The 23,389-nt window shown below is 71.3% G+C and carries 25 protein-coding genes; 15 read left to right on the top strand and 10 right to left on the bottom strand.

The annotated features are described in order from the left end of the window. Positions 1–4 precede the first annotated feature (4 nt). Positions 5–1,135 (top strand): cation diffusion facilitator family transporter, encoded by a 1,131-nt coding sequence (locus OG841_RS39090; RefSeq protein WP_371569047.1) that lies wholly within the window; start codon positions 5–7, stop codon positions 1,133–1,135. A gap of 92 nt (positions 1,136–1,227) precedes the next feature. Here the strand turns inward: OG841_RS39090 and OG841_RS39085 are convergent, their stop codons facing one another. Continuing rightward, complete coding sequence (locus OG841_RS39085) at positions 1,228–1,785, bottom strand: YbaK/EbsC family protein (protein ID WP_371569046.1); 558 nt, start codon at positions 1,783–1,785, stop codon at positions 1,228–1,230. Positions 1,786–1,805: 20 nt separating this feature from the next. Further along, positions 1,806–2,378 carry a helix-turn-helix domain-containing protein gene (locus OG841_RS39080; protein WP_328637081.1) on the bottom strand — a complete coding sequence of 191 codons (573 nt, stop codon included), beginning with the start codon at positions 2,376–2,378 and terminating at the stop codon, positions 1,806–1,808. 93 nt (positions 2,379–2,471) lie between these two features. Here OG841_RS39080 and OG841_RS39075 point away from each other — a divergent pair, with 93 nt between their 5' ends. Continuing rightward, a complete protein-coding gene (locus tag OG841_RS39075) occupies positions 2,472–3,329 on the top strand; it encodes an EamA family transporter (RefSeq protein ID WP_371569042.1) in 858 nt (285 codons plus the stop codon). A 511-nt stretch (positions 3,330–3,840) separates the two neighbouring features. Here the strand turns inward: OG841_RS39075 and OG841_RS39070 are convergent. Beyond that, positions 3,841–4,629, bottom strand: coding sequence for an acyltransferase (locus OG841_RS39070; protein WP_328637083.1), 789 nt, complete (start codon positions 4,627–4,629; stop codon positions 3,841–3,843). A gap of 105 nt (positions 4,630–4,734) precedes the next feature. Here OG841_RS39070 and OG841_RS39065 point away from each other — a divergent pair, with 105 nt between their 5' ends. Beyond that, on the top strand, positions 4,735–5,268 hold the full coding sequence (locus OG841_RS39065; protein WP_371569039.1) for a gamma carbonic anhydrase family protein: 534 nt from the start codon (positions 4,735–4,737) through the stop codon (positions 5,266–5,268). A 3-nt stretch (positions 5,269–5,271) separates the two neighbouring features. Here OG841_RS39065 and OG841_RS39060 read toward each other — a convergent pair whose 3' ends face one another. Both OG841_RS39060 and OG841_RS39055 read right to left on the bottom strand, forming a co-directional pair. Continuing rightward, positions 5,272–5,922, bottom strand: a complete 651-nt coding sequence (locus OG841_RS39060) for a DedA family protein (protein WP_328637084.1) — start codon at positions 5,920–5,922, stop codon at positions 5,272–5,274. 142 nt (positions 5,923–6,064) lie between these two features. Beyond that, entirely contained in the window at positions 6,065–7,852 is a 1,788-nt protein-coding gene (locus OG841_RS39055; RefSeq protein ID WP_371569035.1) for an RICIN domain-containing protein, read from the bottom strand. A gap of 468 nt (positions 7,853–8,320) precedes the next feature. Between OG841_RS39055 and galU the strand changes: the two genes are divergently transcribed. After that, complete coding sequence (gene galU / locus OG841_RS39050) at positions 8,321–9,271, top strand: UTP--glucose-1-phosphate uridylyltransferase GalU (protein WP_371569032.1); 951 nt, start codon at positions 8,321–8,323, stop codon at positions 9,269–9,271. A 66-nt stretch (positions 9,272–9,337) separates the two neighbouring features. Here galU and OG841_RS39045 read toward each other — a convergent pair whose 3' ends face one another. Next, positions 9,338–9,775, bottom strand: coding sequence for a DUF4442 domain-containing protein (locus OG841_RS39045; RefSeq protein WP_266524882.1), 438 nt, complete (start codon positions 9,773–9,775; stop codon positions 9,338–9,340). A 154-nt stretch (positions 9,776–9,929) separates the two neighbouring features. Between OG841_RS39045 and OG841_RS39040 the strand changes: the two genes are divergently transcribed. Then, positions 9,930–11,231 carry an MFS transporter gene (locus OG841_RS39040; RefSeq protein WP_365123267.1) on the top strand — a complete coding sequence of 434 codons (1,302 nt, stop codon included), beginning with the start codon at positions 9,930–9,932 and terminating at the stop codon, positions 11,229–11,231. Here OG841_RS39040 and OG841_RS39035 read toward each other — a convergent pair. Beyond that, positions 11,193–12,038, bottom strand: a complete 846-nt coding sequence (locus OG841_RS39035) for a spermidine synthase (RefSeq protein ID WP_328637088.1) — start codon at positions 12,036–12,038, stop codon at positions 11,193–11,195. The two genes, OG841_RS39040 and OG841_RS39035, sit on opposite strands and share 39 nt — an antisense overlap. Positions 12,039–12,137: 99 nt before the next feature. Next, positions 12,138–13,307, bottom strand: coding sequence for an elongation factor Tu (gene tuf, locus OG841_RS39030; RefSeq protein ID WP_328637089.1), 1,170 nt, complete (start codon positions 13,305–13,307; stop codon positions 12,138–12,140). Positions 13,308–13,623: 316 nt separating this feature from the next. Between tuf and OG841_RS39025 the strand changes: the two genes are divergently transcribed. After that, on the top strand, positions 13,624–14,391 hold the full coding sequence (locus OG841_RS39025; RefSeq protein WP_328637090.1) for a TVP38/TMEM64 family protein: 768 nt from the start codon (positions 13,624–13,626) through the stop codon (positions 14,389–14,391). Positions 14,392–14,436: 45 nt separating this feature from the next. Here OG841_RS39025 and OG841_RS39020 read toward each other — a convergent pair whose 3' ends face one another. Continuing rightward, on the bottom strand, positions 14,437–15,606 hold the full coding sequence (locus OG841_RS39020; protein WP_328637091.1) for a thiolase family protein: 1,170 nt from the start codon (positions 15,604–15,606) through the stop codon (positions 14,437–14,439). 125 nt (positions 15,607–15,731) lie between these two features. Here OG841_RS39020 and OG841_RS39015 point away from each other — a divergent pair, with 125 nt between their 5' ends. The 7 genes from OG841_RS39015 to lnt all read left to right on the top strand — a co-directional run bounded on the left by OG841_RS39015 (position 15,732) and on the right by lnt (position 21,268). Continuing rightward, the gene (locus OG841_RS39015; protein WP_328637092.1) at positions 15,732–16,202 is read left to right on the top strand and encodes a winged helix-turn-helix transcriptional regulator; all 471 of its coding nucleotides are present in this window, start codon (positions 15,732–15,734) and stop codon (positions 16,200–16,202) included. A gap of 167 nt (positions 16,203–16,369) precedes the next feature. Continuing rightward, positions 16,370–17,245 (top strand): undecaprenyl-diphosphate phosphatase, encoded by an 876-nt coding sequence (locus OG841_RS39010; RefSeq protein ID WP_328637093.1) that lies wholly within the window; start codon positions 16,370–16,372, stop codon positions 17,243–17,245. A gap of 57 nt (positions 17,246–17,302) precedes the next feature. After that, positions 17,303–17,626: a hypothetical protein gene (locus OG841_RS39005; RefSeq protein ID WP_326670506.1), complete on the top strand. Its 324-nt coding sequence runs from the start codon at positions 17,303–17,305 to the stop codon at positions 17,624–17,626. A gap of 34 nt (positions 17,627–17,660) precedes the next feature. Continuing rightward, the gene (locus tag OG841_RS39000; RefSeq protein WP_328637094.1) at positions 17,661–17,840 is read left to right on the top strand and encodes a hypothetical protein; all 180 of its coding nucleotides are present in this window, start codon (positions 17,661–17,663) and stop codon (positions 17,838–17,840) included. Between the two features lie 24 nt (positions 17,841–17,864). Next, on the top strand, positions 17,865–19,037 hold the full coding sequence (locus OG841_RS38995; RefSeq protein ID WP_328637095.1) for an FAD-dependent monooxygenase: 1,173 nt from the start codon (positions 17,865–17,867) through the stop codon (positions 19,035–19,037). Between the two features lie 120 nt (positions 19,038–19,157). Continuing rightward, the gene (locus tag OG841_RS38990) at positions 19,158–19,643 is read left to right on the top strand and encodes a nuclear transport factor 2 family protein (RefSeq protein ID WP_328637096.1); all 486 of its coding nucleotides are present in this window, start codon (positions 19,158–19,160) and stop codon (positions 19,641–19,643) included. Positions 19,644–19,708: 65 nt separating this feature from the next. Continuing rightward, positions 19,709–21,268 (top strand): apolipoprotein N-acyltransferase, encoded by a 1,560-nt coding sequence (lnt, locus tag OG841_RS38985; RefSeq protein WP_328637097.1) that lies wholly within the window; start codon positions 19,709–19,711, stop codon positions 21,266–21,268. On the opposite strand, the gene OG841_RS38980 is transcribed toward lnt, so the two are convergent. Further along, a complete protein-coding gene (locus OG841_RS38980; RefSeq protein ID WP_371569024.1) occupies positions 21,192–22,097 on the bottom strand; it encodes a Gfo/Idh/MocA family protein in 906 nt (301 codons plus the stop codon). The genes lnt and OG841_RS38980 overlap by 77 nt on opposite strands. Before the next feature lie 121 nt (positions 22,098–22,218). Between OG841_RS38980 and OG841_RS38975 the strand changes: the two genes are divergently transcribed. After that, positions 22,219–22,731 (top strand): DinB family protein, encoded by a 513-nt coding sequence (locus OG841_RS38975; RefSeq protein ID WP_328637099.1) that lies wholly within the window; start codon positions 22,219–22,221, stop codon positions 22,729–22,731. A gap of 151 nt (positions 22,732–22,882) precedes the next feature. Then, a complete protein-coding gene (locus OG841_RS38970) occupies positions 22,883–23,386 on the top strand; it encodes a hypothetical protein (protein ID WP_371569020.1) in 504 nt (167 codons plus the stop codon). The last annotated feature ends 3 nt before the right edge of the window (positions 23,387–23,389 follow it).

The following is a 23,389-nucleotide window of genomic DNA, read 5'->3' as shown; positions in this document are numbered from 1 at the left end:
CATAATGGCTCCGTGGGCGGGGTACGTCCACCACCGCGTGCACGGGAAGGGGTACCACGTGATCAACCACGAGCACGGTCACGGTCACGGTCATGGCCACGACCACGACCACGACCACGATGACCCGCATGGGCACGAGCACGGACGCCACGGACTCCGCCATCGCCTGGCGCACGTCCTCACCCCTCACTCCCACGAGACCGCCGACAAACTCGACTCCGCGCTGGAGTCCTCCGCCCGCGGCATGCGCGCCCTGTGGGTCTCGCTGGCGGTGCTGGGTGTCACGGCTCTGATGCAGGCGGTCGTGGTGGCCGTGTCCGGGTCCGTCGCGCTGCTCGGCGACACGGTGCACAACGCGGCGGACGCGCTGACCGCCGTACCGCTGGGCATCGCCTTCGTGCTGGGCCGGCGGGCGGCCACCCGCCGTTTCACGTACGGCTACGGCCGTGCCGAGGATCTCGCGGGCCTCGTGATCGTGCTGACGATCGCCGCGAGCGCGGCCTTCGCGGGGTGGGCGGCGATCGACCGGCTGCTGGATCCGCGTCCCGTGACGCACGTCCCGGCGGTCGCCGCGGCCGCGCTGGTGGGCTTCGCGGGCAACGAGTGGGTCGCCCGCTACCGCATCCGGGTGGGTCGGGACATCGGTTCGGCCGCCCTGGTGGCGGACGGACTGCACGCCCGCACCGACGGGTTCACCTCACTGGCCGTGCTCATCGGGGCCGGCGGCTCGGCCCTGGGCTGGCAACTCGCCGACCCGATCGTGGGGTTGGCGATCACCGCCGCGATCACACTGGTGCTGCGGGACGCGGCACGCGAGGTGTTCCGGCGCGTGCTGGACGCCGTCGACCCGGAGCTGGTGGACCGGGCCGAGGGCGCGCTGCGGGAGGTCGAAGGGGTGTGCGGGGTCGCCGAGTTGAGGCTGCGCTGGATCGGGCACCGGCTGCGGGCGGAGGTGGCGGTCGTGGTGGACGGGGAGATGACGGTGCGCCAGTCGCACGAGGTCGCCGTCGAGGCCGAACACGCCCTGCTGCACGCGGTCCCCCGCCTCACAGCAGCCCTGGTACACGCCGACCCGGCCCCGGTCCCGGGCGAGGCGGACCCCCATCACATCCTCGCCCACCACGCGCCGGCCTGAGAGCAGGGGCCACCACTGGTCCGAGAGCAGACCCCCCGGCCCGAGACCAGAACCCCCGGCCCGAGACCCGAGATCAGAGCCCTCCGACCCGGTCAGGCGATGCCGAGTCCCTCAAGTGCCACCGCGCCCGGCAGTTCCGCGAACGCCTTCCCCGGGACCAGTAGCTTTCCCCGTCGCCGCCCGCTGCCGACCAGGACGTACGGGAGATCGACCACGGCCGAGTCGACCAACAGCGGCCAGTCGCCGGGGAGTCCGATCGGGGTGATGCCGCCGTACTCCATGCCGGTCTCCCCCGTGGCCGTGTCCATCGAGGCGAACGAGGCCTTGCGGGCGCCGAGTTGGCGGCGGACGACCCCGTTGACGTCGACCCGGGTGGTGGAGAGCACCACGCACGCGGCGAGGGTGCTCTCGCCACCGCGCTTGCCCGCGACGACCACGCAGTTCGCCGACCGCTCGAGGAGCTCCCTGCCGTAGTGCTCGACGAAGACCGCGGTGTCGGCCCACCGCGGGTCGGTGTCGACGTACACGATCTGCTCGGCGGGGACGCTGCCGCTCCAGTGCCGTACGGCATCGGCGACCGGGCGGGTCAGCTCGTCGAGGGCGGCGGGGGCGGGGGTGGCGTGGTCGAAGTGTCCGATGGGTGCGTCCATGGCGGCACGCTAACAGCCGCTCATGGCACGGCCGGCACCGAGACGGCCAGCATCCACTGCGCGGGAACGTCGCCCTGATTGGCGTACACGTGCTCGGCGTTGGCCTCGAAGGTGACGCTCGCCCCGGCGGCGACCCGGTGCTCGACACCGTCGACGGTCAGGGTCATCTCGCCCTCCGTGACGTGCAGGATCTCGACCGTCCCGGCGGGGTGCGGATCCGACCGGCTGCTCTCGCCCGGCATCATCCGCCACTCCCACATCTCCAGCGGGCCGGGGGCCTCCGCGCCCGCGAGCAGCCGGCTCCAGCTGCCGGCGTCCGTGCCCCACAGCCGCACCACCTGCTCCGGTGGGACGATCCGCACCTTCGGCCCCTGCTCGTAGTCGAGCAGCGTGGTGATGCTGATGCCGAGCGCGTCGCCGATCTTCACGACCGTGCCGAGGCTGGGGTTGGTCCGGGCCTGCTCGATCTGGATCAGCATGCCGCGGCTGACTCCGGCTCGGGCGGCGAGCGCGTCCAGGGTGAAGCCGCGCTCGGTCCGCCAGCGCTTGACGTTGCGCGCCAGGGACTGGGTCAGCAGGTCGAGGTCCGACACTTCACGTCCAATATTCTGTATGACACAGTACAACTGAATGAACTACGGTGGGATGCACCCGATCGTTCACCGAACTGTACTGCGAGGCGGCCCGTGACAGCATTCTTCGCCCTGGCCACCAGCCTCTTGTGGGGCCTGGCCGACTTCGGCGGCGGGGTGCTGACCCGACGGCTCCCGGCGCTCACGGTCGTCGTGGTCTCGCAGGCGATCGCCGCGGCCGTGCTCGGCGCGATCGTGGTGGCGACCGGCGGCTGGAGCAAGGCGGGGCCCCGGCTGTGGTTCGCGTTCGCCGCGGGTCTGGCCGGACCGGTCGCCCTGATCTGTTTCTACAAGGCGCTCGCGCTGGGGCCGATGGGTGTCGTCTCCCCGCTGGGCACGCTGAGCGTGGCGGTCCCGGTCGGCGTGGGCCTCTTCCTCGGCGAGCGTCCCGGGCTCACGCAGGCCGCGGGCATCGCGGTGGCCGTGACGGGAGTGATCCTGGCGGGCGGGCCCCAGTTGCGCGGCGCCCCGGTGCAACGCCGGGCGATCGTCCTCACCCTGATCGCGGCCCTCGGCTTCGGTACGGTGTTCGCCCTGATCGCGGAGGCGTCCACGACCGTCACCGGCCTGTTCCTCGCCCTGTTCGTGCAGCGCCTGGTCAACGGGGCGGTGGGCGGCGCGGCCTTGTACGTCTCGGTGAAACGGGGCTCGCCCGCGCTCCCGACGACCGGCTTCCCCTGGTCTTTCCTCCCCGCACTCGCCTTCATCGGCCTCGCGGACGTGGCGGCGAACGGCACGTACTCGGTGGCCGCCCAGCACGGCCCGGTCACGGTGGCCGCCGTCCTCGCCTCGCTCTACCCGGTGGTCACGGCCCTGGCCGCCCGCGGCTTCCTCAGCGAACGCCTCCGCGCCCTCCAGACGACGGGCGCGGGCCTGGCCCTGATCGGCACCCTGCTCCTCGCGACGGGCTGACCCCGGCCCGGCGACTTTCGCGACCACCCGCCCACCCCGCCCACCGAGCACGTCGAGCTACTCCGCCCTGGGCCACTACCCGGCGGACCCGGTGGTCACATCCGGCACCCGGAACGACTCCCCAGCAAACGCCCTCCGCGCTCTCCAGGCAGCGGGCGCGGGCCTGGCCCCTGATCGGCACCCTGCTCCTCGACGGGCTGACCCGACGCCGGTTCGACCCCAGCCGACAGGGCCCCCTTCGCGTCACCCGTCAGCCCACCCGACTCGGCGAGCTCCCCCGCCAATCGGCCTAGCGACTCCCAGAGGGCGAACCCGACACACCGTCAATCCGACCACCCGCCAAGCCCCGCGACTCACCGCCCCACACCACACCCGACCCGGCGCCCACGGCCCATCCCGCCCAACAGCCTCCCCCGACACCCGCCCTGGCCAACCCGCCGCTCCCCACCGCAAGGCGAGCCCGGACACCCTCAGCCCAACCCACTCAACGCGCTCCCCGCCGCCCCGTCCCTCAGTCCAGTCCGGCAAGTCGCCCCGCCGCACCCTCGTCCAACTCGGCGAGTTTCGCCGCCGTCTCCTCGTCCAGCCCGGCCAGCGCGTTGAGCTGTTCCGCCGTGGCTCCCTCGGGTATCGGTACCGGCGCCGGGGTCCTGAGCGGCGGCTGCCAGCCGTCCTCGGAGGTCCAGCGCCGTACGACCCGGGCGGGCGCCCCCGCCACCACCGCGTGGTCCGGCACCACACCCCGCACCACGGCACCGGCGGCCACGACGACGTTCCGCCCGATCCGCGCGCCGGGCAGGATCACCGCCCCGGTCCCGATCCAGCACCCCGGCCCGATCTCCACCGGCTCCATCCGCGGCCACTGCTTGCCGATCGGCTCGTGGGGATCGTCGTACGAGTGATTGGTGGACGTGACATAGACGTACGGCCCGAAGTAGCAGTCGCTGCCGATGGTGACCGTGGTGTCGGCGATGACATGGCTGCCACGCCCCAGCACGACCCCGTCGCCGATGCGCAGGATCGGCTCCGGACCGAGGTCCAGGTCGGGCATCAGGCCGGCGGTCAGAGTGACCTGTTCGCCGACGATGCAGTGGGACCCGACATGGATCCACGGTTCACCGAAGACCGTGCCGAGCGGAAAGGCCAGCCGGGTGTGCACACCGAGCGCACCGAAGCGGAAGCGCCCCGGGCGCTCTGCGGTGACGGAGCCCGTGCGCTGCACCCAGGCCCAGCCCGCGTGGACGGCACGCTGGACGAGACGGCCCCGCCAGGATGAGAACGTGTTCTTGCTCTTCGGCACGAGCACACCGTACTGAGCGCACGCCGCACAGATGAGATGGCGGGCTTGTGATCTTCGCCCCACCGGGTGGCGTACGGTTCGGGATATCGCGAACCAGGAGGCGAAATGGCGCACAAGGCGTTGATCACGGGCATCGGCGGAAAGGAACCGACGATCGACGGAGAGGCCTTCGTGGCGCCCACCGCGTCGGTGATCGGTGACGTGACGCTGCAGGCGGGGGCGAGCCTCTGGTACGGCGCGGTGGCCCGCGGCGACGTAGAACGCATCTCAGTCGGCGCCCAGAGCAACATCCAGGACAACTGCACCCTGCACGCCGACCCCGGCTTCCCGGTGACGATCGGCGAGCGCGTCTCGGTGGGCCACAACGCGGTGGTCCACGGAGCGACGGTCGAGGACGACTGTCTGATCGGCATGGGCGCGACGGTGCTGAACGGCGCCGTGATCGGGGCGGGTTCCCTCGTGGCGGCCCAGGCACTGGTACCGCAGGGCATGCGGGTACCGCCCGGTTCACTGGTGGCCGGCGTGCCGGCGAAGGTGCGGCGGGAGCTGACGGAGGAGGAGCGTCAGGGAGTCACCCTGAACGGAACGCTCTACGCGGACCTGGCCGAGGCCCACAGTGAGGTGCACGACAAGCCGTGAGCCTCAGTCGGCGGCCGGGACGGTCTCCGGTTCGGCCGCCCGCATCCGGTCCGTCGCCTTCGCCGCCCTGCGCTTGAGCACGAGCATCGAGGTGAGTCCGATCAGCACGGCGAGCACGAGTCCGAGCCACGAGAACCGCTTCAGCCACGACTCCGCGACGATCCCCACGTAGTAGATGACCGCGGTCGTCCCGCCCGCCCAGATGATCCCGCCCAGCACGTTGGCGATCAGGAACTTCCAGTACGGCATCCGCAGCACACCGGCGAGCGGCCCGGCGAAGATCCTCAGCAGCGCGACGAAACGGCCGAAGAACACCGCCCACATGCCCCACTTCTCGAAGGACCGCTCCGCCGTGGCGACATGGCCCTCACTGAAGTGCCTCGGGAACTTGTTGCCGAGCCAGGTGAGCAGCGGCCGTCCGCCCTTGCGCCCGATCGCGTAGCCGATGGAATCACCGACGACCGCCCCGACGCTGGCGCACGCACCGAGCACCACGGGATTGATCCCCGCGTGCTGCGAGGACAGGAGCGCTGCGGAGACCAGGATGATCTCGCCGGGCAGCGGAATGCCCAGGCTCTCCAGGCCGATGACCAAACCCACCAGGGCGTAGACGGCGGCCGGGGGCACGGTGTCGAGCCATTCCTGGACGTGCAACGCCGGTTCCTCCTGAGTCGCGTTCCCGGCGTGCGCCAAGCACCGACGCACGCCGTGGCAGCCTACCGGTTCACGAGAACCGACGTCCGGAGCAACAGCTCACCTTCGGTCCACGGCAGTTTCGGTCCACGGCAGTTTCGGTCTACGGCAGTGCGGTGCCGAGCGTCGACGCGAGGGGCGCCGTCACCGAGGTCGCGGTGTCCAGGACCGCACCCACCACCGCCCCGGCCCCCTCGACCGGGGCGGCAGGAGCGGCAGGAGTGGCCGGACCGGCCGGCTCGGAGTCGCTGTCGTCGACCTGGGCGACCCGTGTCCCGTACTGCTGGGGCGGGGTTCCGTGCTGGTCCGAGGGCTGACCGGGGCTCTGTTCGCGGCCGCTGTCGGGGTGTTCGCCGGAACCTGAGGGCGGGGCGAGGTGCGGTGCGATCGGATCCTCGCCCGGCCCCCCGGAGGGCCGGCCCGTCTCCGCGTCCTCGGGCGACTGCGTGCCCTGTTGTGCCGGCGCGCTCTCGTCGGTGAACTCCAGCACCCACCTCTGCTTCTGTGAGCCGTTCCGCTCGGTGACGACGACGGTCTCCCCCTTGCCGGGCGCGACCAGGAGCCCCTTCCCGCGGCGCAGCAGCAGTTCGCCGCGCACGGTGAGGTCGTAGCGGACCTCTCCCGTCCGGGTCAGGCAGTCGGCGATCACGACCGACCGCTTCTCGGTGTCCGAGTCGAGGCAGAGCCTGGGATCGGCCGCGCTGCGCAGCAGCCCGTCCTGCTGGTACGACCACTGCTGGGACCCGGCCGAGGAACACTCCGTCAGCATGGCCTTCGTGCCGGGCGTGGCCCGCGCGTGGTGGGCGTCACGGCTGTCGAGGCACAGGTCGGCGTCGGCGTTGCGGAGCCTGCCGTGGCCGACCTCGACGGGGTTGCCCATCGAGGCCGTGGACGGGGACCCGGCGTCCTGGGAGACCGTCGACGGGCTCGGCCGTACGGTGTTCCCGCTCACCGCGCCCCAGGTGGCGCCGGGCGTGGGAACACCGCCGTCGTCCGACCAGCCCTTGGTCACGAGCACTGTGGCGAGCAGGGCCAGGGAGGTCAGACCGGCGCCGACGAGGACGGCACGGGTGCTTTTGCGCGGCTGGGCGAGGAGGCCTGCGGGAACGGGGCGGTGGCGACCGCCGGGCTTTGCACGGGCCGGACCGGGCGAGGTCGGGGCCGGACGCTCGACGGAACGCGCGGGCCGCGAGTCGAGATAGCGGTGGGCGCCCCAGCCGAGCACCGTCTCGGCGAGCAGCACCTCCAGACCACCCTCGAAGTGGCTGAGCTGTTCGGCTGCATGACGGCAATACCGGCAATCCGTCAGATGTTTGCGGACATCGGGCAGAAGGTTCCCGCCCCGGCGAAGGGGGACATCCAGCAGACGATTGTAGAAACGGCATTCACTGGTGGGCGCGAGTTCCCGGTGAGCACGGACACAGCCCGTGCGGAATTGCTCGCGCGCCTGCTCGAGGGCGGCCGCCGCACGGGTCGCGTCCACACCCAGCAGACCGGCCGGTACGGATATGGGTTCGGCCTCGACCTCACTGTGCCACAGCAGGCATTGGGAGGCGCCGGGAAGGGACCTGAATGCGCGCTCGGCGAGCTGTCTTCTTTCCGGGGTGGCGGACCTCGCCGCGCGTAGACCACGGCCGCCGATCGTCTTGCGAAGTTCCGGCAGTACAGCGGAGATTTCGTCATCCGCGGCCCACTCCTTGACGAACTCCCTCACCGCAACAAGAAGTTGTGGGCGCAGCGCGCCGTCACCGGCCCGGCCGAGCACCCGGTGGAATGCCGCCGCGGCCGCCATAGAGGCCGAAGCCGACCATGAGGCAAGGCAGATGACCGAGTATGCGTAGGTCGCCTGCCAGTGACGCGCCATCAACAGCGCGACGGCATGGCCGTCCACGCTGTTCTCTCCCAGCCGGGCCAGAAGATTGCGGTCGGACTCAGCCGGACTCGATCCGGGGCGTGGGGGGTAAGGGGGTCGTGGGGGGTAAGCGGATTGCACGGGACCAATTCCTTCCAAGCCGCAGGACGGCATGGGATATGCGCGTCCTCGGAAAGCAGGCGCCTGATTGGTGCATACCTATGCCGCATCAGATGCGACCCGGTTCATCCCGGGGGGCGCTCACCTTCGCACAATTGATGTACAGCAAACAAGAAGGTGGAGTGACCCATGTTCAAAAAGAGGACAGTTCAGAAATGTTACCGCCGGTATCCGTACCCGCATTCGATGTTAAGCGGTGCGCAGGACTCAAGTTGTGTGCGCGGCCGGATGCTTGGCACACGAAATCTCCCACTCCGGGCCGGGTCCACAGCGGGCTCCCAGGCGTCTCCCGGGGGGCTCTCATCCGGGTGACGCAGCATGATCCGCATGATCGTCCCCCACACGACGGACACCGCCGTCCCCACCCGCACGGTCCGCAAGGCGGTCGTCCCGGCCGCCGGGCTCGGCACCCGATTCCTGCCGGCGACCAAGGCGACGCCCAAGGAGATGCTCCCGGTCGTCGACAAGCCGGCCATCCAGTACGTCGTCGAGGAGGCCGCAGCGGCCGGGCTCGACGACGTCCTGATGGTCACCGGCCGCCACAAGCGGGCCATCGAGGACCACTTCGACAACGCCTTCGAGTTGGAGCAGGCCCTCGCGGCCAAGGGCGACGCGGTACGCCTCGACGCCGTGCGCGATCCCGCGCGCCTGGCCAACATCCATCACATCCGCCAAGGCGAGCCGCTCGGCCTCGGCCACGCGGTGCTCTGTGCCCGCCGCCACGTCGGCGACCAGCCCTTCGCCGTCCTCCTGGGCGACGACCTGATCGACCCGCGCGAGACCCTGCTCAGCACGATGCTCGACGTCCGCGACCGGTACGCCGGGAGCGTGGTCGCCCTCATGGAGGTACCGCGCGAGCAGATCCACCTCTACGGCTGCGCGGCCGTGGTGCCCACGGAGGAGGAGGGCCTGGTCCGCGTGACCGGCCTGGTCGAGAAGCCGTCCCCCGAGAACGCACCGAGCGCCTACGCGGTCATCGGCCGCTACGTCCTCGACCCCGAGGTCTTCGACGTCCTGGACCGCACCCCGCCGGGTCGCGGCGGCGAGATCCAGCTCACCGACGCCCTCCAGCACCTCGCGACCGACGGCACGGTCCACGGCGTCGTCTTCGACGGCCTCCGCTACGACACCGGCGACAAGGCGGACTACCTCCGCACGGTGGTACGCCTGGCCTGCGACCGTGACGACCTGGGCCCCGAGTTCATCGACTGGCTCAAGGGGTTCGTGGCGGAGTGGGAGAGCGGCGAGGGGGTGGGGCGGAGGCGGTTGGCGGCCTGAGCGGCGGAGACAGCGGTGCGCGTGGACAACTGGACCACTCACCCCCACGCCCCGCCGACCCCGCACTCAGCCGTTCGGCCGCAGTGTCCACACCACCGTCATCTCGCCCGTGACCGCCCCGTCCGCGCGGCGGATCTCGATCGTGACCGGGAACTCGGGGCGTTCCCCTGCGTCGAGTTGGGCGACGACCTCGGAGGCCGGACGACCCAGGGTGGCCGTGGCGGTCACCGGGCCCATCGCGAGCTTGCGGTAGGCGATCTCCGCGTTCACGGCGAGCGGTACCGCCCGCGAGAGCTGGTCGCCGAACGCGGCCAGGACGACCGCCCCGCTGGCCGACTCGGCGAGCGTGAACATCGCCCCGGCGTGTGGTCCGCCCACATGGTTGTGGAACTCGCCCTGGTCGGGCAGGGCGACCACGACCTTCTCCGGGCCGGTCTCCAGGAACTCGAGGTTCAGGGTCCGCACCATGGGCACGGTCGCAGCGAGCATCTCGCCGACGGACATCTGGTCTGCGCTCATGCCCGGGATGTTACCCACGAGTAAATCGCGCTGACCAGGCCCGGCACCAGTGATCGGCGTCTCCTTCCAGCCGTCACCGCATCCCGATCCGTCCGGAAAGAGATTGGCACGGCAGCACCCCGGCGGCGATAGTCGGCCGGTGACCCCCTCCGCCGACTCCTCCCGCCGCGCCCGCGGACCCGCCTGGGCGAGCCGGAACTACGGCCTGCTGACCACCGCCGCGTTCGTGACCAACCTCGGCAGCAACGGCGCCCTGATCGCCGCCGCGTTCGCCGTACTGGAGGCGGGCGGCGACAGCGGCGACGTGGGCCTGGTGGCCGCCGCGCGCACCCTCCCGCTGGTGGTGTTCCTGCTGATCGGCGGTGCGGTGGCGGACCGCCTGCCCCGGCACCGGGTGATGGTCGCGGCCAACGCCCTCAACTGCCTCTCCCAGGGCGCGTTCGCCGTTCTTGTCCTGGCAGGCGAGCCCCGGATCTGGCAGATGATGCTGCTGACCGCGCTCGGCGGTACAGGCCACGCGTTCTTCAGCCCGGCGGCCGAGGGCATGCTGCTGTCCTCGGTGCGCGGCGAACAGGCCGGCCGTGCCTTCGCGGTGTTCCGGATGGCGATGCAGGGCGCGGCGCTGGGCGGTGCCGCGCTCGGCGGTGCGATGGTCGCCGCGGTCGGCCCCGGCTGGGTGCTCGCGGGGGACGCGGTGGCCTTCGCGCTCGCCGGTTCGCTCCGCTCCTTCCTCGACGTCAGTCACATCCCGGCGCGCGAACCGGGCGCCGGCCTGCTCGCCGACCTGCGCGACGGCTGGCGGGAGGTCGCGGGGCGGCCGTGGCTGTGGGGCATCGTCGTCCAGTTCTCCGTGGCCAACGCGGTGCTCGGCGCCGCCGACGCGGTCTACGGCCCGCTGGTCGCCCAGGACGACCTGGGCGGAGCGGCCCCCTGGGGTGTGGCCCTCGGCTTCTTCGGCGCGGGCACGGTCGTCGGCGCCCTCCTCATGACCCGCTGGAAACCGCACCGGCTGCTCTTCGTGGGCATCCTCTGCGTGTTCCCGATGACGCTGCCGTCCGCCGCGCTGGCCGTACCGGTGTCGGTACCGCTGCTGTGCACGGCGATGTTCGTGGCCGGCGCGACCGTCGAGGTGTTCGGCGTCTCCTGGATGACCGCCCTGCACCAGGAGATACCGGAGGACAAGCTCTCCCGGGTCTCGGCCTACGACTGGTTCGGCTCGGTCGCCCTCATGCCGCTCGCGGCGGCGCTGGCGGGCCCGGCGGAGTCGGCGTTCGGACGCACCGCGGCCCTGTGGGGCTGCGCGGGCCTGATCGCGGCGGTCACGGCGGCCGTCCTGTGCGTACCGGACGTCCGTAATCTGCGCCGGAACACCAAGCAGGTCACCCAGGTCACCACGAACGACTCAGCCGATGCCGAACGCCCCGTCGGGGGGCTCGGGTGACGGCACCGCCTCCTCGTCCCGCACCGGCCGTGCCGCCCCGATGAACTTCCGCAGCCCGGCACCGTGTTCGACCCGCGCCGGAAAGGCGTCGGCCGCCGTCCGCCGGGCCAGGGCCGACGTGTCGAGGGGCAGCCGCGCGGCGACGAGCACCGCGTTCCCGAACCGCCGCCCGCGCAGTACCGCCGGCTCGGCGATCAGCACAAGCTCCTCGAACACCTCGGCGAAGTTGGCGAGTTGGGACCGCAGAAACGCGAAGGGCGCGGCGTCGGCGAGATTCGCGAGATAGACCCCGCCGCTCCTGAGCACACGCGCCGCCTCACGGGCGTACTCCAAGGACGTCAGATGGGCGGGCACCCGCGACCCTCCGAAGACATCGGCGACCAGCGCATCGGCAGAGCCCGCCGGGGCGGTTTCCAGCCATCCCCGCGCATCGGCCGCGTGCACCGCGATCCCCGCCCCCTCCGAAAGCGGCAGATGCTCGACGACCAGCTCCAGCAGAGCCCGGTCGGCCTCGACGACGTCCTGCCGGGAGCCCGGCCGGGTGGCCGCCAGATACCGCGGCAACGTCAGAGCACCCCCACCGAGGTGGACGACGTCCAGCGGCCGCCCCGACTCCCCGATGCCGTCCAGCACATGCCCGAGCCGCTGCGCGTACTCGAACTCCAGATGCGTCGGCTCGTCGAGATCGACGTACGACTGCGGAGCCCCGTCGACGGTCAGCAACCAGGCCCGCTCCCGGTCCACGTCAGGCATCAACTTGGCGAACCCGTGATCAACGGCACGGGCGACGGGCAGGGACTCGGTCATCCTGTCATTGTGCCTGGGCGAGAGCGCCCCGATAGGGGCGCGGGGAACTGCGCGACCAGCCACAACGGCCCCGCAGCCCCCCACACACCGCAACCACCCTCACACAAGGGCGGTAACGGTCCCCGCCCCGACGGTCCGGCCACCCTCACGGATGGCGAATCCGAGACCTGGCTCAAGCGGCACATCCCGCCCCAGTTCAACGGTCATCACGACACGATCCCCAGGCCGGGCAACGGCCACCTCACCGAGGTCGACATCCCCCACCACATCCGCCGTACGGATGTAGAACTGCGGCCGGTACCCGGTGGAGACAGGCGTCGTACGCCCGCCCTCCCGCGCGGACAGCACATACACCTGCGCGGTGAAGCGACGGCTCGGCACCACACTGCCGGGGGCGGCCACGACATGCCCCCGCCGGACCGCGTCCCGGGGAACGCCCCGCAGCAGCAAGGCCACGTTGTCCCCGGCCTGCGCCTCGTCCATCGGCTTGCCGAAGGTCTCGACCCCGGTCACCACCGTCTCCACGGCAGCTCCCAGCACGTCGACCCGGTCACCCACCCGCACGGTGCCCCGCTCGACCGCGCCGGTCACCACGGTCCCCCGGCCGGTGATGGTCAGCACGTTCTCGACGGGCATCAGGAACGGCGCATCCAGATACCGCTCGGGAATGGGCACATACGTGTCCACCGCGTCGAGCAGCGCCTCGATCGACGCCGTCCAACGCGGGTCCCCCTCCAGGGCCTTCAGCCCCGAGACCCGTACGACGGGCACGGCGTCGCCGCCGTAACCGTGCGCGGTGAGCAGCTCACGGACCTCCAGCTCGACGAGCTCGATCAGTTCCTCGTCGGCCGCGTCCGCCTTGTTGAGGGCGACCACCACGTGGTCGACGCCCACCTGCCGCGCGAGCAGCACGTGTTCGGCGGTCTGCGGCATGATCCCGTCGAGTGCGGAGACGACGAGGATCGCCCCGTCGAGCTGCGCGGCCCCGGTGACCATGTTCTTGACGTAGTCGGCGTGGCCCGGCATGTCCACGTGGGCGTAGTGGCGGGTGTCGGTCTCGTACTCGACGTGCGCGATGTTGATGGTGATCCCGCGCGCGGCCTCCTCCGGGGCCCGGTCGATGCGGTCGAACGGCACGAAGGTGCCGCTGCCGCGCTCGGACAGGACCTTGGTGATGGCGGCGGTCAGGGTGGTCTTGCCGTGGTCGACGTGACCCATCGTGCCGATGTTCAGGTGCGGCTTGGTGCGCACGTAAGCGGTCTTGGACATGGCTGTACCTCGAAGCCTCTTCGTGTTCGTGGAAGAACGGGACCCCAAGGACTCGCCGACCCTCCCCCTGCGGGGTCCGCCGGACTGTCCGGGAAGGGTCAGCTTCGGGCGCCGTCTGCGGCGGCCAGGAACACGGGAACGGCAGCCTTCGGCGCATCCGCGACTGCGGATGCTGCGAGAGCGAAGGCGTACCGGAACATGACGCAGATCATGTCCCACGCGTCGTCCCACGTCGAACGGTTTTTGGCGCCGCCCGACCGCGCAACCGGCGGCACCCATACGGCGATCACACATCCCTGTCGGTTACCGTCACTGGATGCTCGATGCCACCACCCGCTCTGGGGGCACCGCCACGGCCACTCCCCCGGCCATCGCCACGGAGCTCGCCCTCCCCGTCCCCGCTCCGGTGGGTCTCACCTCCCGTTGCACGAGAGTGCTGCTGTCGCCGTGGTCCCGGTTGTCCCTGCTCGTCGCGCTGCTCGCGGGCGCCGCGTCCATGGTCCTGCTCTTCGAGCCGCAGAGACTGCTCTCCGACGGCTGGCCGCCCCAGCTCGGCGGGGTCGCGGCCGCGGTCGTGTTCGGGGTCGCGTACGGGCTGTGCACCGTGGCGTTCGTGCCTCGGCCCCTGCTGAATCTCGCCGCCGGCGCCCTCTTCGGTTCGCAGCTCGGGCTCGCGTCGGCCCTCGCCGGCACGGTGCTCGGGGCGGGGATCGCCTTCGGTCTGGGCCGGATACTCGGGCAGGACGCCCTGCGGCCGCTGCTGCGGGGGCGGTGGCTGAAGGCGGCGGACGGACAGCTCAGTCGGCACGGCTTCCGGTCGATGCTGGCGGCCCGGCTGTTCCCCGGAGTCCCGTTCTGGGCCGCGAACTACTGCGCCGCGGTCTCCCGGATGCGGTACGTCCCGTTCCTCGTCGCGACGGCGCTCGGGTCGATTCCGAACACCGCCGCGTACGTGGTCGCCGGGGCGCGGGCTTCGGCGCCGACGTCGCCCGCTTTTCTGATCGCCATGGCGGCGATCGCCCTGCCGGCGTTGGCGGGGGCGATCGTGGCGTGGCGCAAGCGGCATCATCTGCGGCGCCCTTGAGCGCTTGAGGGGGGTGGAGCCGAGGGCGCCTCTAAAGGGCCCCCGTCACACCCTCTCCAAGATCATCGCGTTGGCCAGTCCGCCCGCCTCGCACATCGTCTGCAGGGCGTAACGAGCCCCGCGTTCGCGCATCGCGTGCACCAGCGTCGTCGTCAGACGGGTGCCGCTCGCGCCCAGGGGGTGCCCTATCGCTATCGCGCCACCGTGGACGTTGACCTTCGACAGATCCGCACCCGTCTCCTGCTGCCAGGCCAGGACCACGCTGGAGAACGCCTCGTTGACCTCGAAGAGGTCGATGTCGTCGAGGGTGAGGTGGGCTCGGCGCAGGACCTGCTCCGTGGCGGGGATGACGCCGGTGAGCATGAGGATCGGGTCGGAGCCGGTGACGGCGAAGCTGTGGAGGCGGGCCAGCGGGCGCAGGCCCAGCCGTTCGGCTGTCTCGCTCGACGTGATGAGGACGGCCGAGGCGCCGTCGTTGATCGGACTCGCGTTGCCCGCGGTCACGTTCCACTCGATCTGCGGGAAGCGCTCGGCGAAGTTCGGGTCGAAGTAGGCGGGCCTCAGGCCGGCGAGGGTCTCGGGGGTGCTGCCCGGGCGTACGCACTCGTCCCGCGAGACGCCGTCCAGCGGCGCGACCTCGGCGTCGAAGAGGCCCTTCTCCCAGGCTGCGGCCGCCTTCTGGTGCGAGGAGACGGCGAACGCGTCCATCCGCTCACGCGTGATCGACCACTTGGCGGCGATGAGCTCGGCACTGATGCCCTGCGGGACGAGGCCTTCCTCGTAGCGCTCGGCGACCCCGGGACCGAAAGGATCCTTGCCCTCGGGAACGTTCGACCACATCGGCACCCGGCTCATCGACTCGACCCCGCAGGCGACGACGAGGTCGTACGCACCCGCGATCACTCCCTGCGCGGCGAAGTGCACGGCCTGCTGGGAGGAGCCGCACTGGCGGTCCACGGTGGTCGCCGGGACGGTCTCCGGGAAGCCGGCCGACAGGGCCGCGTAGCGGGTGGTGTTCATGGCCTGCTCGCCGACCTGGTCGACGGTGCCGCCGATGACGTCGTCGATGAGCGCCGGGTCGACGCCGGAGCGCTCGACGAGGGTGCGCAGGGTGTGGGCGAGGAGTTCGACGGGGTGCACGTGCGCAAGGGCGCCGCTGGGCTTGCCCTTGCCTATGGGGGTGCGTACGGCTTCGACGATGACTGCGTCACGCATGGTGCGGGCCTCCATCAATGCGGGCGATTACCAGTGAGTAGGGAATCCAAACTCACCATAACCTCGTAGGTTGGAGAAACAAACCCATGAGTTGGAGAACCAAACCCTCCCCTAGACTGGGCGTCATGGCCGCCACCCGAGACCCGCGTCCCTGCTCGATCGCCGACGCCCTGGCGCTCGTAGGCGAGAAGTACTCCCTGCTCGTGCTGCGGGAGGTCTGCCTGGGCAACGGCCGCTTCGACCAGCTCGTGCGCAACATCGGGGCCCCGCGGGACATCCTGGCCACCCGGCTGCGCCGGCTCGTCGACGCCGGGATCCTGACCAAGCGGGTCTACAGCGAGCGACCGCAGCGCTTCGAGTACCGGCCCACCCAGGCAGGGCTCGAATTGGAGCCGGTGCTGCTGACGCTCATGGCGTGGGGTGACCGGCACCTGCGCGAGGACGACGACCGGCCCATGGTCCTGGAGCACAGCTGCGGCCATGAACTGACGCCCGTCGTCGCCTGCTCGGCGTGCGGCGACACCGTGGTGCACGAGGACCTGACGTCCCACCCACAGACCCCCGGCTGGACGGTGAAGGGCCCGACGGCCGCGTAGGCGCCCACCGGCCGCGCGCACGGACAGGCCCGCCGGCCCCTGACCCGCCCCTGTGGCCGGCCCGTCACCGCGGGGCGCTACGCTGCCCTCGCACCCCGATCACCGCGCCCGGTGATGTGGCACGCCCGACTCCCCTCACACGACCAGCACTTGGACGCCGTAACTTCATGTCTTGGTTTGAATCACTCGTCCTCGGACTCGTCCAGGGGCTGACCGAGTTCCTTCCCGTCTCCTCCAGCGCGCATCTGCGCCTGACGGCGGCCTTCTCGGGCTGGAAGGACCCAGGGGCGGCCTTCACCGCGATCACCCAGATCGGCACCGAGGCCGCCGTACTGATCTACTTCCGCAAGGACATCGGGCGGATCATCTCGACATGGAGCCGTTCCCTGGTCAAGAAGGAGCTGCGCGGCGACCACGATGCCCAGATGGGCTGGCTGGTGATCGTCGGCTCCATCCCCATCGGTGTGCTGGGACTGCTGTTCAAGGACCAGATCGAGGGGCCGTTCCGGGATCTGCGCATCACCGCCACGATGCTGATCGTCGTCGGCATCGTCATAGGTGTCGCGGACCGGCTGGCGGCACGCGACGAGAACGGCGGGCGGCATCGTGCGCCCAAGCAGCGCAAGGGACTTGAGGACCTGGGCGTCAAGGACGGCCTGATCTTCGGCCTCTGCCAGTCCATGGCCCTCGTCCCCGGCGTCTCCCGCTCCGGCGCGACGATCAGTGGCGGCCTGTTCATGGGGTACAAGCGCGAGTCCGCCGCGCGCTATTCGTTCCTTCTCGCCGTCCCCGCCGTACTGGCCTCCGGCATCTTCGAGTTGAAGGACGCGATGGAGAGCGACCACGTCTCCTGGGGCCCCACGATCTTCGCCACGGTGATCGCCTTCGTCGTCGGTTACGCGGTCATCGCCTGGTTCATGAAGTTCATCTCGACCAAGAGCTTCATGCCCTTCGTCTGGTACCGCATCGCCCTGGGCATCGTCATCATCGCCTTGGTCACGATGGGCGCCCTGAGCCCGCACGCGGCGGAGTCCGCGGGCTGACACACGCCGACGCGGTCTGAGCGGTGTGGGGCCCTGTCCGCCACTGCCCCGGGCACGGTGGCTGCCCTGCTCGAACGCGCGGTCTCCGGCAACCCGGACGGCGACGTGGGCTTCCTCGACCACGACGAGGTGTACGACGGTTTCGCGGACCCGCCGCGAGTGCTCGGGGCCACAGCCGTCGCCGACATCGCGCACGGGCTCGACGCCATCGACGTGGGCGCCCTGCTCAAGGCGGCTGCCGTGTGCGGTTTCAGCCCCGGGCTCGTCGGCGACGTCCAGTTCCACCGCGAGGCCACCCATCGCCGATGGTGTCTGGTCGTCCGGGGCGCGCGCCCCGAAATCCGTGACCAATCACATATGTTCTGCGTAGCCGTCCGGTAGCGGACTGTCAGTGCTTGCGCCTAGGCTTGTGCGCATGTCCCCCGATTCCCTGACCCGTGGTTCCGCACGGTCTGCTGCCGAGGTGAACGAGCAGATCCGGGCGCTCTGGATGCGCGCCGGCGGCACGCTGTCGTCGCAGGAGCGCGCGGAGTACGAGCTGTTGGTGGTCGAGTGGGCGGCCGCGATCCGCAGTGACGTCATCGAGGCGGCCTGAGGCCACGTCCGCCGAGGTCATGCCATGAGAGCGATCGTCGTGGGCGCGGGCATCGGAGGACTGACCGCGGCACTGAGCCTGCGCCGGGCCGGCCATGAAGTGACGCTCGTCGAGCAGTCGCGGCGGCTCACCGAGATCGGTGCCGGCATCCAGCTCGCCCCCAACGCCACGCGCGTCCTCCGCCGCCTGGACCTGCTCGACGCCGTCGCGGAACAGTCGACGCGCCCGGCCCACGTGAGCTTCCGCACCTGGTCCGACGGCCGCGAGATCTGCCGCTATGCCATCGGCCGTGAGGCCGAGGAGGAGTTCGGGGCGCCGTACCTCCAGGTCCACCGCGCCGATCTCCAACAGGCCCTGGCCGCCGCCGTACCGCCCGAGTCGCTGCGCCTGGCCACCGCCGTCGTCGGGATCGACCAGGACGACACCGCGGCCCATGTGACCACGGCGAGCGGTGAACGTCTGGACGCCGACCTCGTCGTGGCCGCCGACGGCATCCGCTCAGCCGCCCGCCAGTGGCTCTTCGGCGCGGACGAGGCCGTGTTCTCGCACACCGTTGCCTACCGGGCCCTGCTCCCCGCCGCCGAGGTCGCCGACCTGGACCTCCCGGAGTACGCAGGGTGGCTCGGCCCGGGCCGTCACGTCGTCCACTACTGGCTGCGTCGCGGCGAACTGCTCAACGTCGTCGCCGTGTTCGTGACGGACCGGGCGGCCCAGGAGTCGTGGACCGCGCGGGCGGAACCCGGCGAGCAACTGCGCACGTTCTCCGGCTGGGACCCCCGGCTGCTGACCGTCCTCGACCGCGCGGGCCAGGTCCTGCGCTACGGCATCCACACGCGCGCCCCGCTCACCCGCTGGCACGTCGGCCGAGTGACCCTGCTCGGCGACAGCGCGCACGCGATGGTGCCGTTCCAGGCACAGGGCGCGGCACAGGCCATCATGGACGCGGCCGTGCTCGGCGACTGCCTCACCGGCGCAGCACCGGACGAGGTGCCCGAAGCGCTCGACCGGTACGTCCGCCGGCGGGTCCGGGCCGCCACATCCGTGCAGGTCAGTTCCGCCCGCGCGGGCCACGACTACCACCTGCCGGACGGCCCCGAGGCCGAGGCGCGCAACGCCCGCATGGTCGCCCTCACGGCCGAGAACAGATTCGGCCCGCACTCGGCCGCCTGGCCGGTGGATGTCCTGGCCGACGGCTGACCTCCCGCCCGTCGACCACCCCCTCCTTCGACCACTCGCCCACCGACCGCCCCCGCCCCGCCCTCCGAATGTCACCGCACGCCCCTTGGCGCGGCCCGCCCCATGCCCAACACTGAGCCGATGACGCAGCGTGTGGAGCTCGCGACCGTGATGGACCGGCTGACCGTGGACGCACTCGTCACCGACTACGCCGTGGCCGTGGACGACGGCGACTGGGAGGCGTACCGAGGACTGTTCACCTCCGACGGGCGGGCCGACTACCGCTCGGCGGGCGGGGTCGAGGGAGACGCGCGCAAGGTCGCCGCATGGCTCGCGGACAGCCTGCGGCTGTTCTCGATGCGCCAGCATCTGATCGTCAACCGCCGCGTCCGGTTCGGCACCCTGGACCAGGACACCGGCGACACGGCCCGCGTCCAGGCCGATTACATCAACCCGATGCGCCTCGCCGGCGACAGCACCGCCTCCACCGCCCCCGACTTCGTCTGCGGCGGCCGCTACGCCTTCGCTCTGCTGCGCACGGACGACGGCTGGCGGCTGCGCGAGGTCGTCGTAGAGGAGAAGTGGCGGCGTCTGCCGGACCCTCGGCCCACACCTGTGATCAACTGAGCCGACGCCCTCGGGGTGGTCGACCACACGCACACTGGAGTCACCTGTGGGGTAGGAGGCGCCGTATGAACACGTTCGGCCACTGGCTCGCCTCCCCGTGGCGGCGCTCGATCGTCGCCGCGGTGGCAGGCGCTCTCCCCGTCCTCGCGTTCCCGGCACCGTCCCTGTGGTGGTTCGCCTACGTCGCCCTCGTCCCCTGGATCGCGCTGATCCGCTCGGCTCCCACGGCGAAACGGGCGGCGTACGACGGCTGGGCCGGCGGTTTCGGCTTCATGGTGGGGATGCACCACTGGCTGCTGCCGAGCCTGAGTGTGTTCATCTTCGTCATCGGCGCCCTGCTCGGCGCGCTGTGGGCGCCGTGGGGCGCGCTGGTGCGGCACTTCCTGGCCGGGACGCCCTCGCGCGGCCGGATCGCGGCAGGTCTTGCCGTGCTGCCGTCGGGCTGGCTCGGTATCGAACTCGTCCGGTCCTGGCAGGGGCTCGGCGGCCCGTGGGGCGTACTCGGCTCCAGCCAGTGGGAGGTGGAACCGGCGCTGCGGCTGGCCTCGGTGGGCGGGGTGTGGCTGCTCAGCTTCCTCATCGTGGCCGTCAATGCGGCGGTCGCCGTGGTGGTGACGGTCCGTGAGTCCAGGGTCCCCGCGGTGGCGGGTCTGGTCGCCACGGCCGCCGTGACCTCGGCGGCCTGGATGTGGTCACCGCGCCCGGACACCGGGAGGACGACACGGATCGCGGTCGTCCAGCCCGGTGTCATCGACGGCCCCGACCGGCGCTTCGCCCGCGAGGAACAGCTGACCCGCGACCTCGCCGCGCAGGACGTCGACCTGATCGTGTGGGGCGAGAGCAGCGTCGGCTTCGACCTCGGGGACCGGCCCGACCTGGCGAAGCGGATCGCTGCGCTGTCCGAGGAGACCGGCGCCGACATCCTCGTGAACGTGGACGCCCGCCGCTCCGACAAGCCCGGCATCTACAAGAGTTCGGTGCTCGTCGGCCCCGGCGGGCTCACCGGCGACCGCTACGACAAGATGCGACTCGTCCCCTTCGGCGAGTACATCCCGGCCCGCTCGCTGCTCGGCTGGGCCACCTCGGTCGGCAAGGCGGCGGGCGAGAACCGCAGGCACGGTTCCGAGCAGGTCGTGATGGACGTCGGTCACGGGCTGAAGGTCGGGCCGATGGTGTGCTTCGAGTCGGCGTTCCCCGACATGAGCCGCCATCTCGCCCAGGACGGCGCCCAGTTGCTGATCGCCCAGTCGGCGACCTCGTCCTTCCAGCAGAGCTGGGCCCCCGAGCAGCACGCCTCGCTCGCCGCCCTGCGCGCCGCCGAGACGGGCCGCCCGATGGTGCACGCGACCCTGACCGGCGTCTCCGCGGTCTACGACGCGAGCGGACAGCGCGTCGGCCGGTGGATCGGCACCGACTCCAGCACCTCGCGCGTGTACGACGTACCGCTGGCGACCGGGACGACACCGTACGTCCGCTTCGGCGACTGGCCGGTGCACGCGGCCCTGCTGATCCTCGCCGCGTGGTGCGCCGCTCAGCTGGGCCGGCGGTTCAGGCGGACCGCTCCTGAACCGCGTGTACCACCCGCTCGCACAGCTCATGGGTCGCCAGCGCGTCCCGGGCACTGAGCACCTTTCCCGCGCGCACGGCGTCGAGGAAGGCGAGCACCGCCTGCTCGATGCCGCGCTGCCGGGCCACCGGCACCCAGTCGCCGCGCCGCCGCACGGTCGGCTGGCCCTTGTGGTCGATCACCTCGGCGAGATTGACCACCTGCCGCTTGGTGTCCTGCCCGGACACCTCAAGGATCTCCTCGGCCGAGCCGCTGAGCCGGTTCATCACCCCGAGCGCGGTGAAGCCGTCCCCGGCGAGCTGGAGCACGACGTGGTGCAGCAGTCCGTCCTCCACGCGCGCGCGTACCGTCACGTCGTCGACCGGCCCCGGCACCAGGAACCGCAGGGTGTCGACGACGTGGATGAAGTCGTCGAGGATCATCGTGCGCGGCTCCTCCGGGAGCCCGATCCGGTTCTTCTGCATGAGGATCAGCTCGCGCGGATGCTCGGCGCACTGCGCGTACCCGGGGGCGAAACGCCGGTTGAACCCGACGGCCAGACTCGTGTTCCGCTGATCGGCGAGCGCCACCAGCCGTTCGGAGTCGGCGAGTTCGTAGGCGAGCGGCTTGTCGACGTACGTCGGTACGCCCGCCTCCAGCAGCCGCGCGACGATGTCGGGGTGCACGCTCGTCGGTGCGTGCACGAAGGCGGCGTCGAGGTCCTGGGCGAGCAGCGAGCCGAGGTCCTGGTGCCGCTGTCCCTCGGGAAGGTGGAGACCGTCGGCGACCCGGGTCAGCGTCGCCGGCGTCCGCGTCTGCACGTGCAGCTCGACGCCGGGCCGACCGCCGAGCACCGGCAGATACGCCTTCTGCGCGATGTCACCGAGTCCGATGCAGCCGACCTTCACGTGGACTCCTCCAGGTTGTCCGGCCAGGGCCTTGCCGGAAGCATACGGCGGCCGCGGCGGGCCCCGGCCGACGACCGGGAATTCGCTGGTGGTGAGGGGTGAGCTGGGTCAGGATGCGAGCATGACGAATCAGCGCCCCGAACCCGCGACCACCGCCGACGAACGCAGCATGCTGGAGGGCTGGCTGGACTACCACCGGCAGACGCTGGCCTGGAAGTGCGAGGGTCTGACCGACGCCCAGCTCAGGACCGCCTCGGTGGAGCCGTCCACGCTCTCCTTGATGGGCCTGGTGCGACACATGGCAGAGGTGGAGCGCAACTGGTTCCGCCGGGTCCTGGCCGACGAGGACGCGGGGCCGATCTACTACAGCGAGGCCGACCCGGACGGCGACTTCCGTCTCACCGAGGCCGACACCTGGCAGGAGGCCTACGGCACCTGGCAGGCGGAGATCGAGAAGAGCCGGCAGAACGCCACCCGCTTCGGCCTGGACGACCTCACCGTGGGCAAGCACCGCCGGACCGGGGAGCGGTTCAACCTGCGCTGGCTCTACACCCACATGATCGAGGAGTACGCCCGCCACAACGGCCATGCCGACCTGATCCGCGAGCGCATCGACGGCGTCACCGGCGATTGACGTCAGCACCGGGAGGCCTGAGCACACCGTACGGGCGCGGAGATCACCCGTGCGGGGCAACCTCCGCTCGTCCGCTGTCGCCGAGGTCGCCCGAACCAGCAGAGTGGCGCGGGTGCATCGAACCACGACTACCGCAACGCTCCTGGTCACCGTGGCTGTCTCGGCCCTCACCGGCTGTGTGACGGTCCAGCGTCCACCTGTGTCCGGGCCGCCGCAGACGACAGCACCGTCACGGCTGCCGGGACAGGGCGACGCCCGCCCGGACGGTCAGGCGCAGCCGCAGATCGTGCAGGCCCCGGCCCAGGAGGCGCTGTCCATGATCGCCCCGTCCCCGTCCTCGAAGCCGGAGGGAGCCGCGCCACGCGACAGGGCTCCGGGGACCACGGCGGCCTCCGCTCAGCCGCAGCCCCGACAGCCGGCACAGGCGCGTCCGGGACATCCACGGCATCCCGCGCGCCCGACACATCCTGAGCCTCGGCACCCGGACGCCGGGCACTACCGGCCGCCCCGGGTCGAGATCCCGGACGTGACCAGGCCGGTCCCCAAGTCGGTTCCCAAGGGCTCGAAGGACGTCTGCGGGCTCGGCCGGAAGTACGGCGGCTGGCAGGAGGGCAGCCCCGAGTCGGTCATCTGCGACCAGACGTACGGGCGTTGAGGC

The sequence above is a fragment of the Streptomyces canus genome (assembly GCF_041435015.1).
Classification (GTDB): Bacteria; Actinomycetota; Actinomycetes; order Streptomycetales; family Streptomycetaceae; genus Streptomyces; species Streptomyces canus_G.
This window is presented reverse-complemented; position numbering and strand designations above follow the sequence as displayed.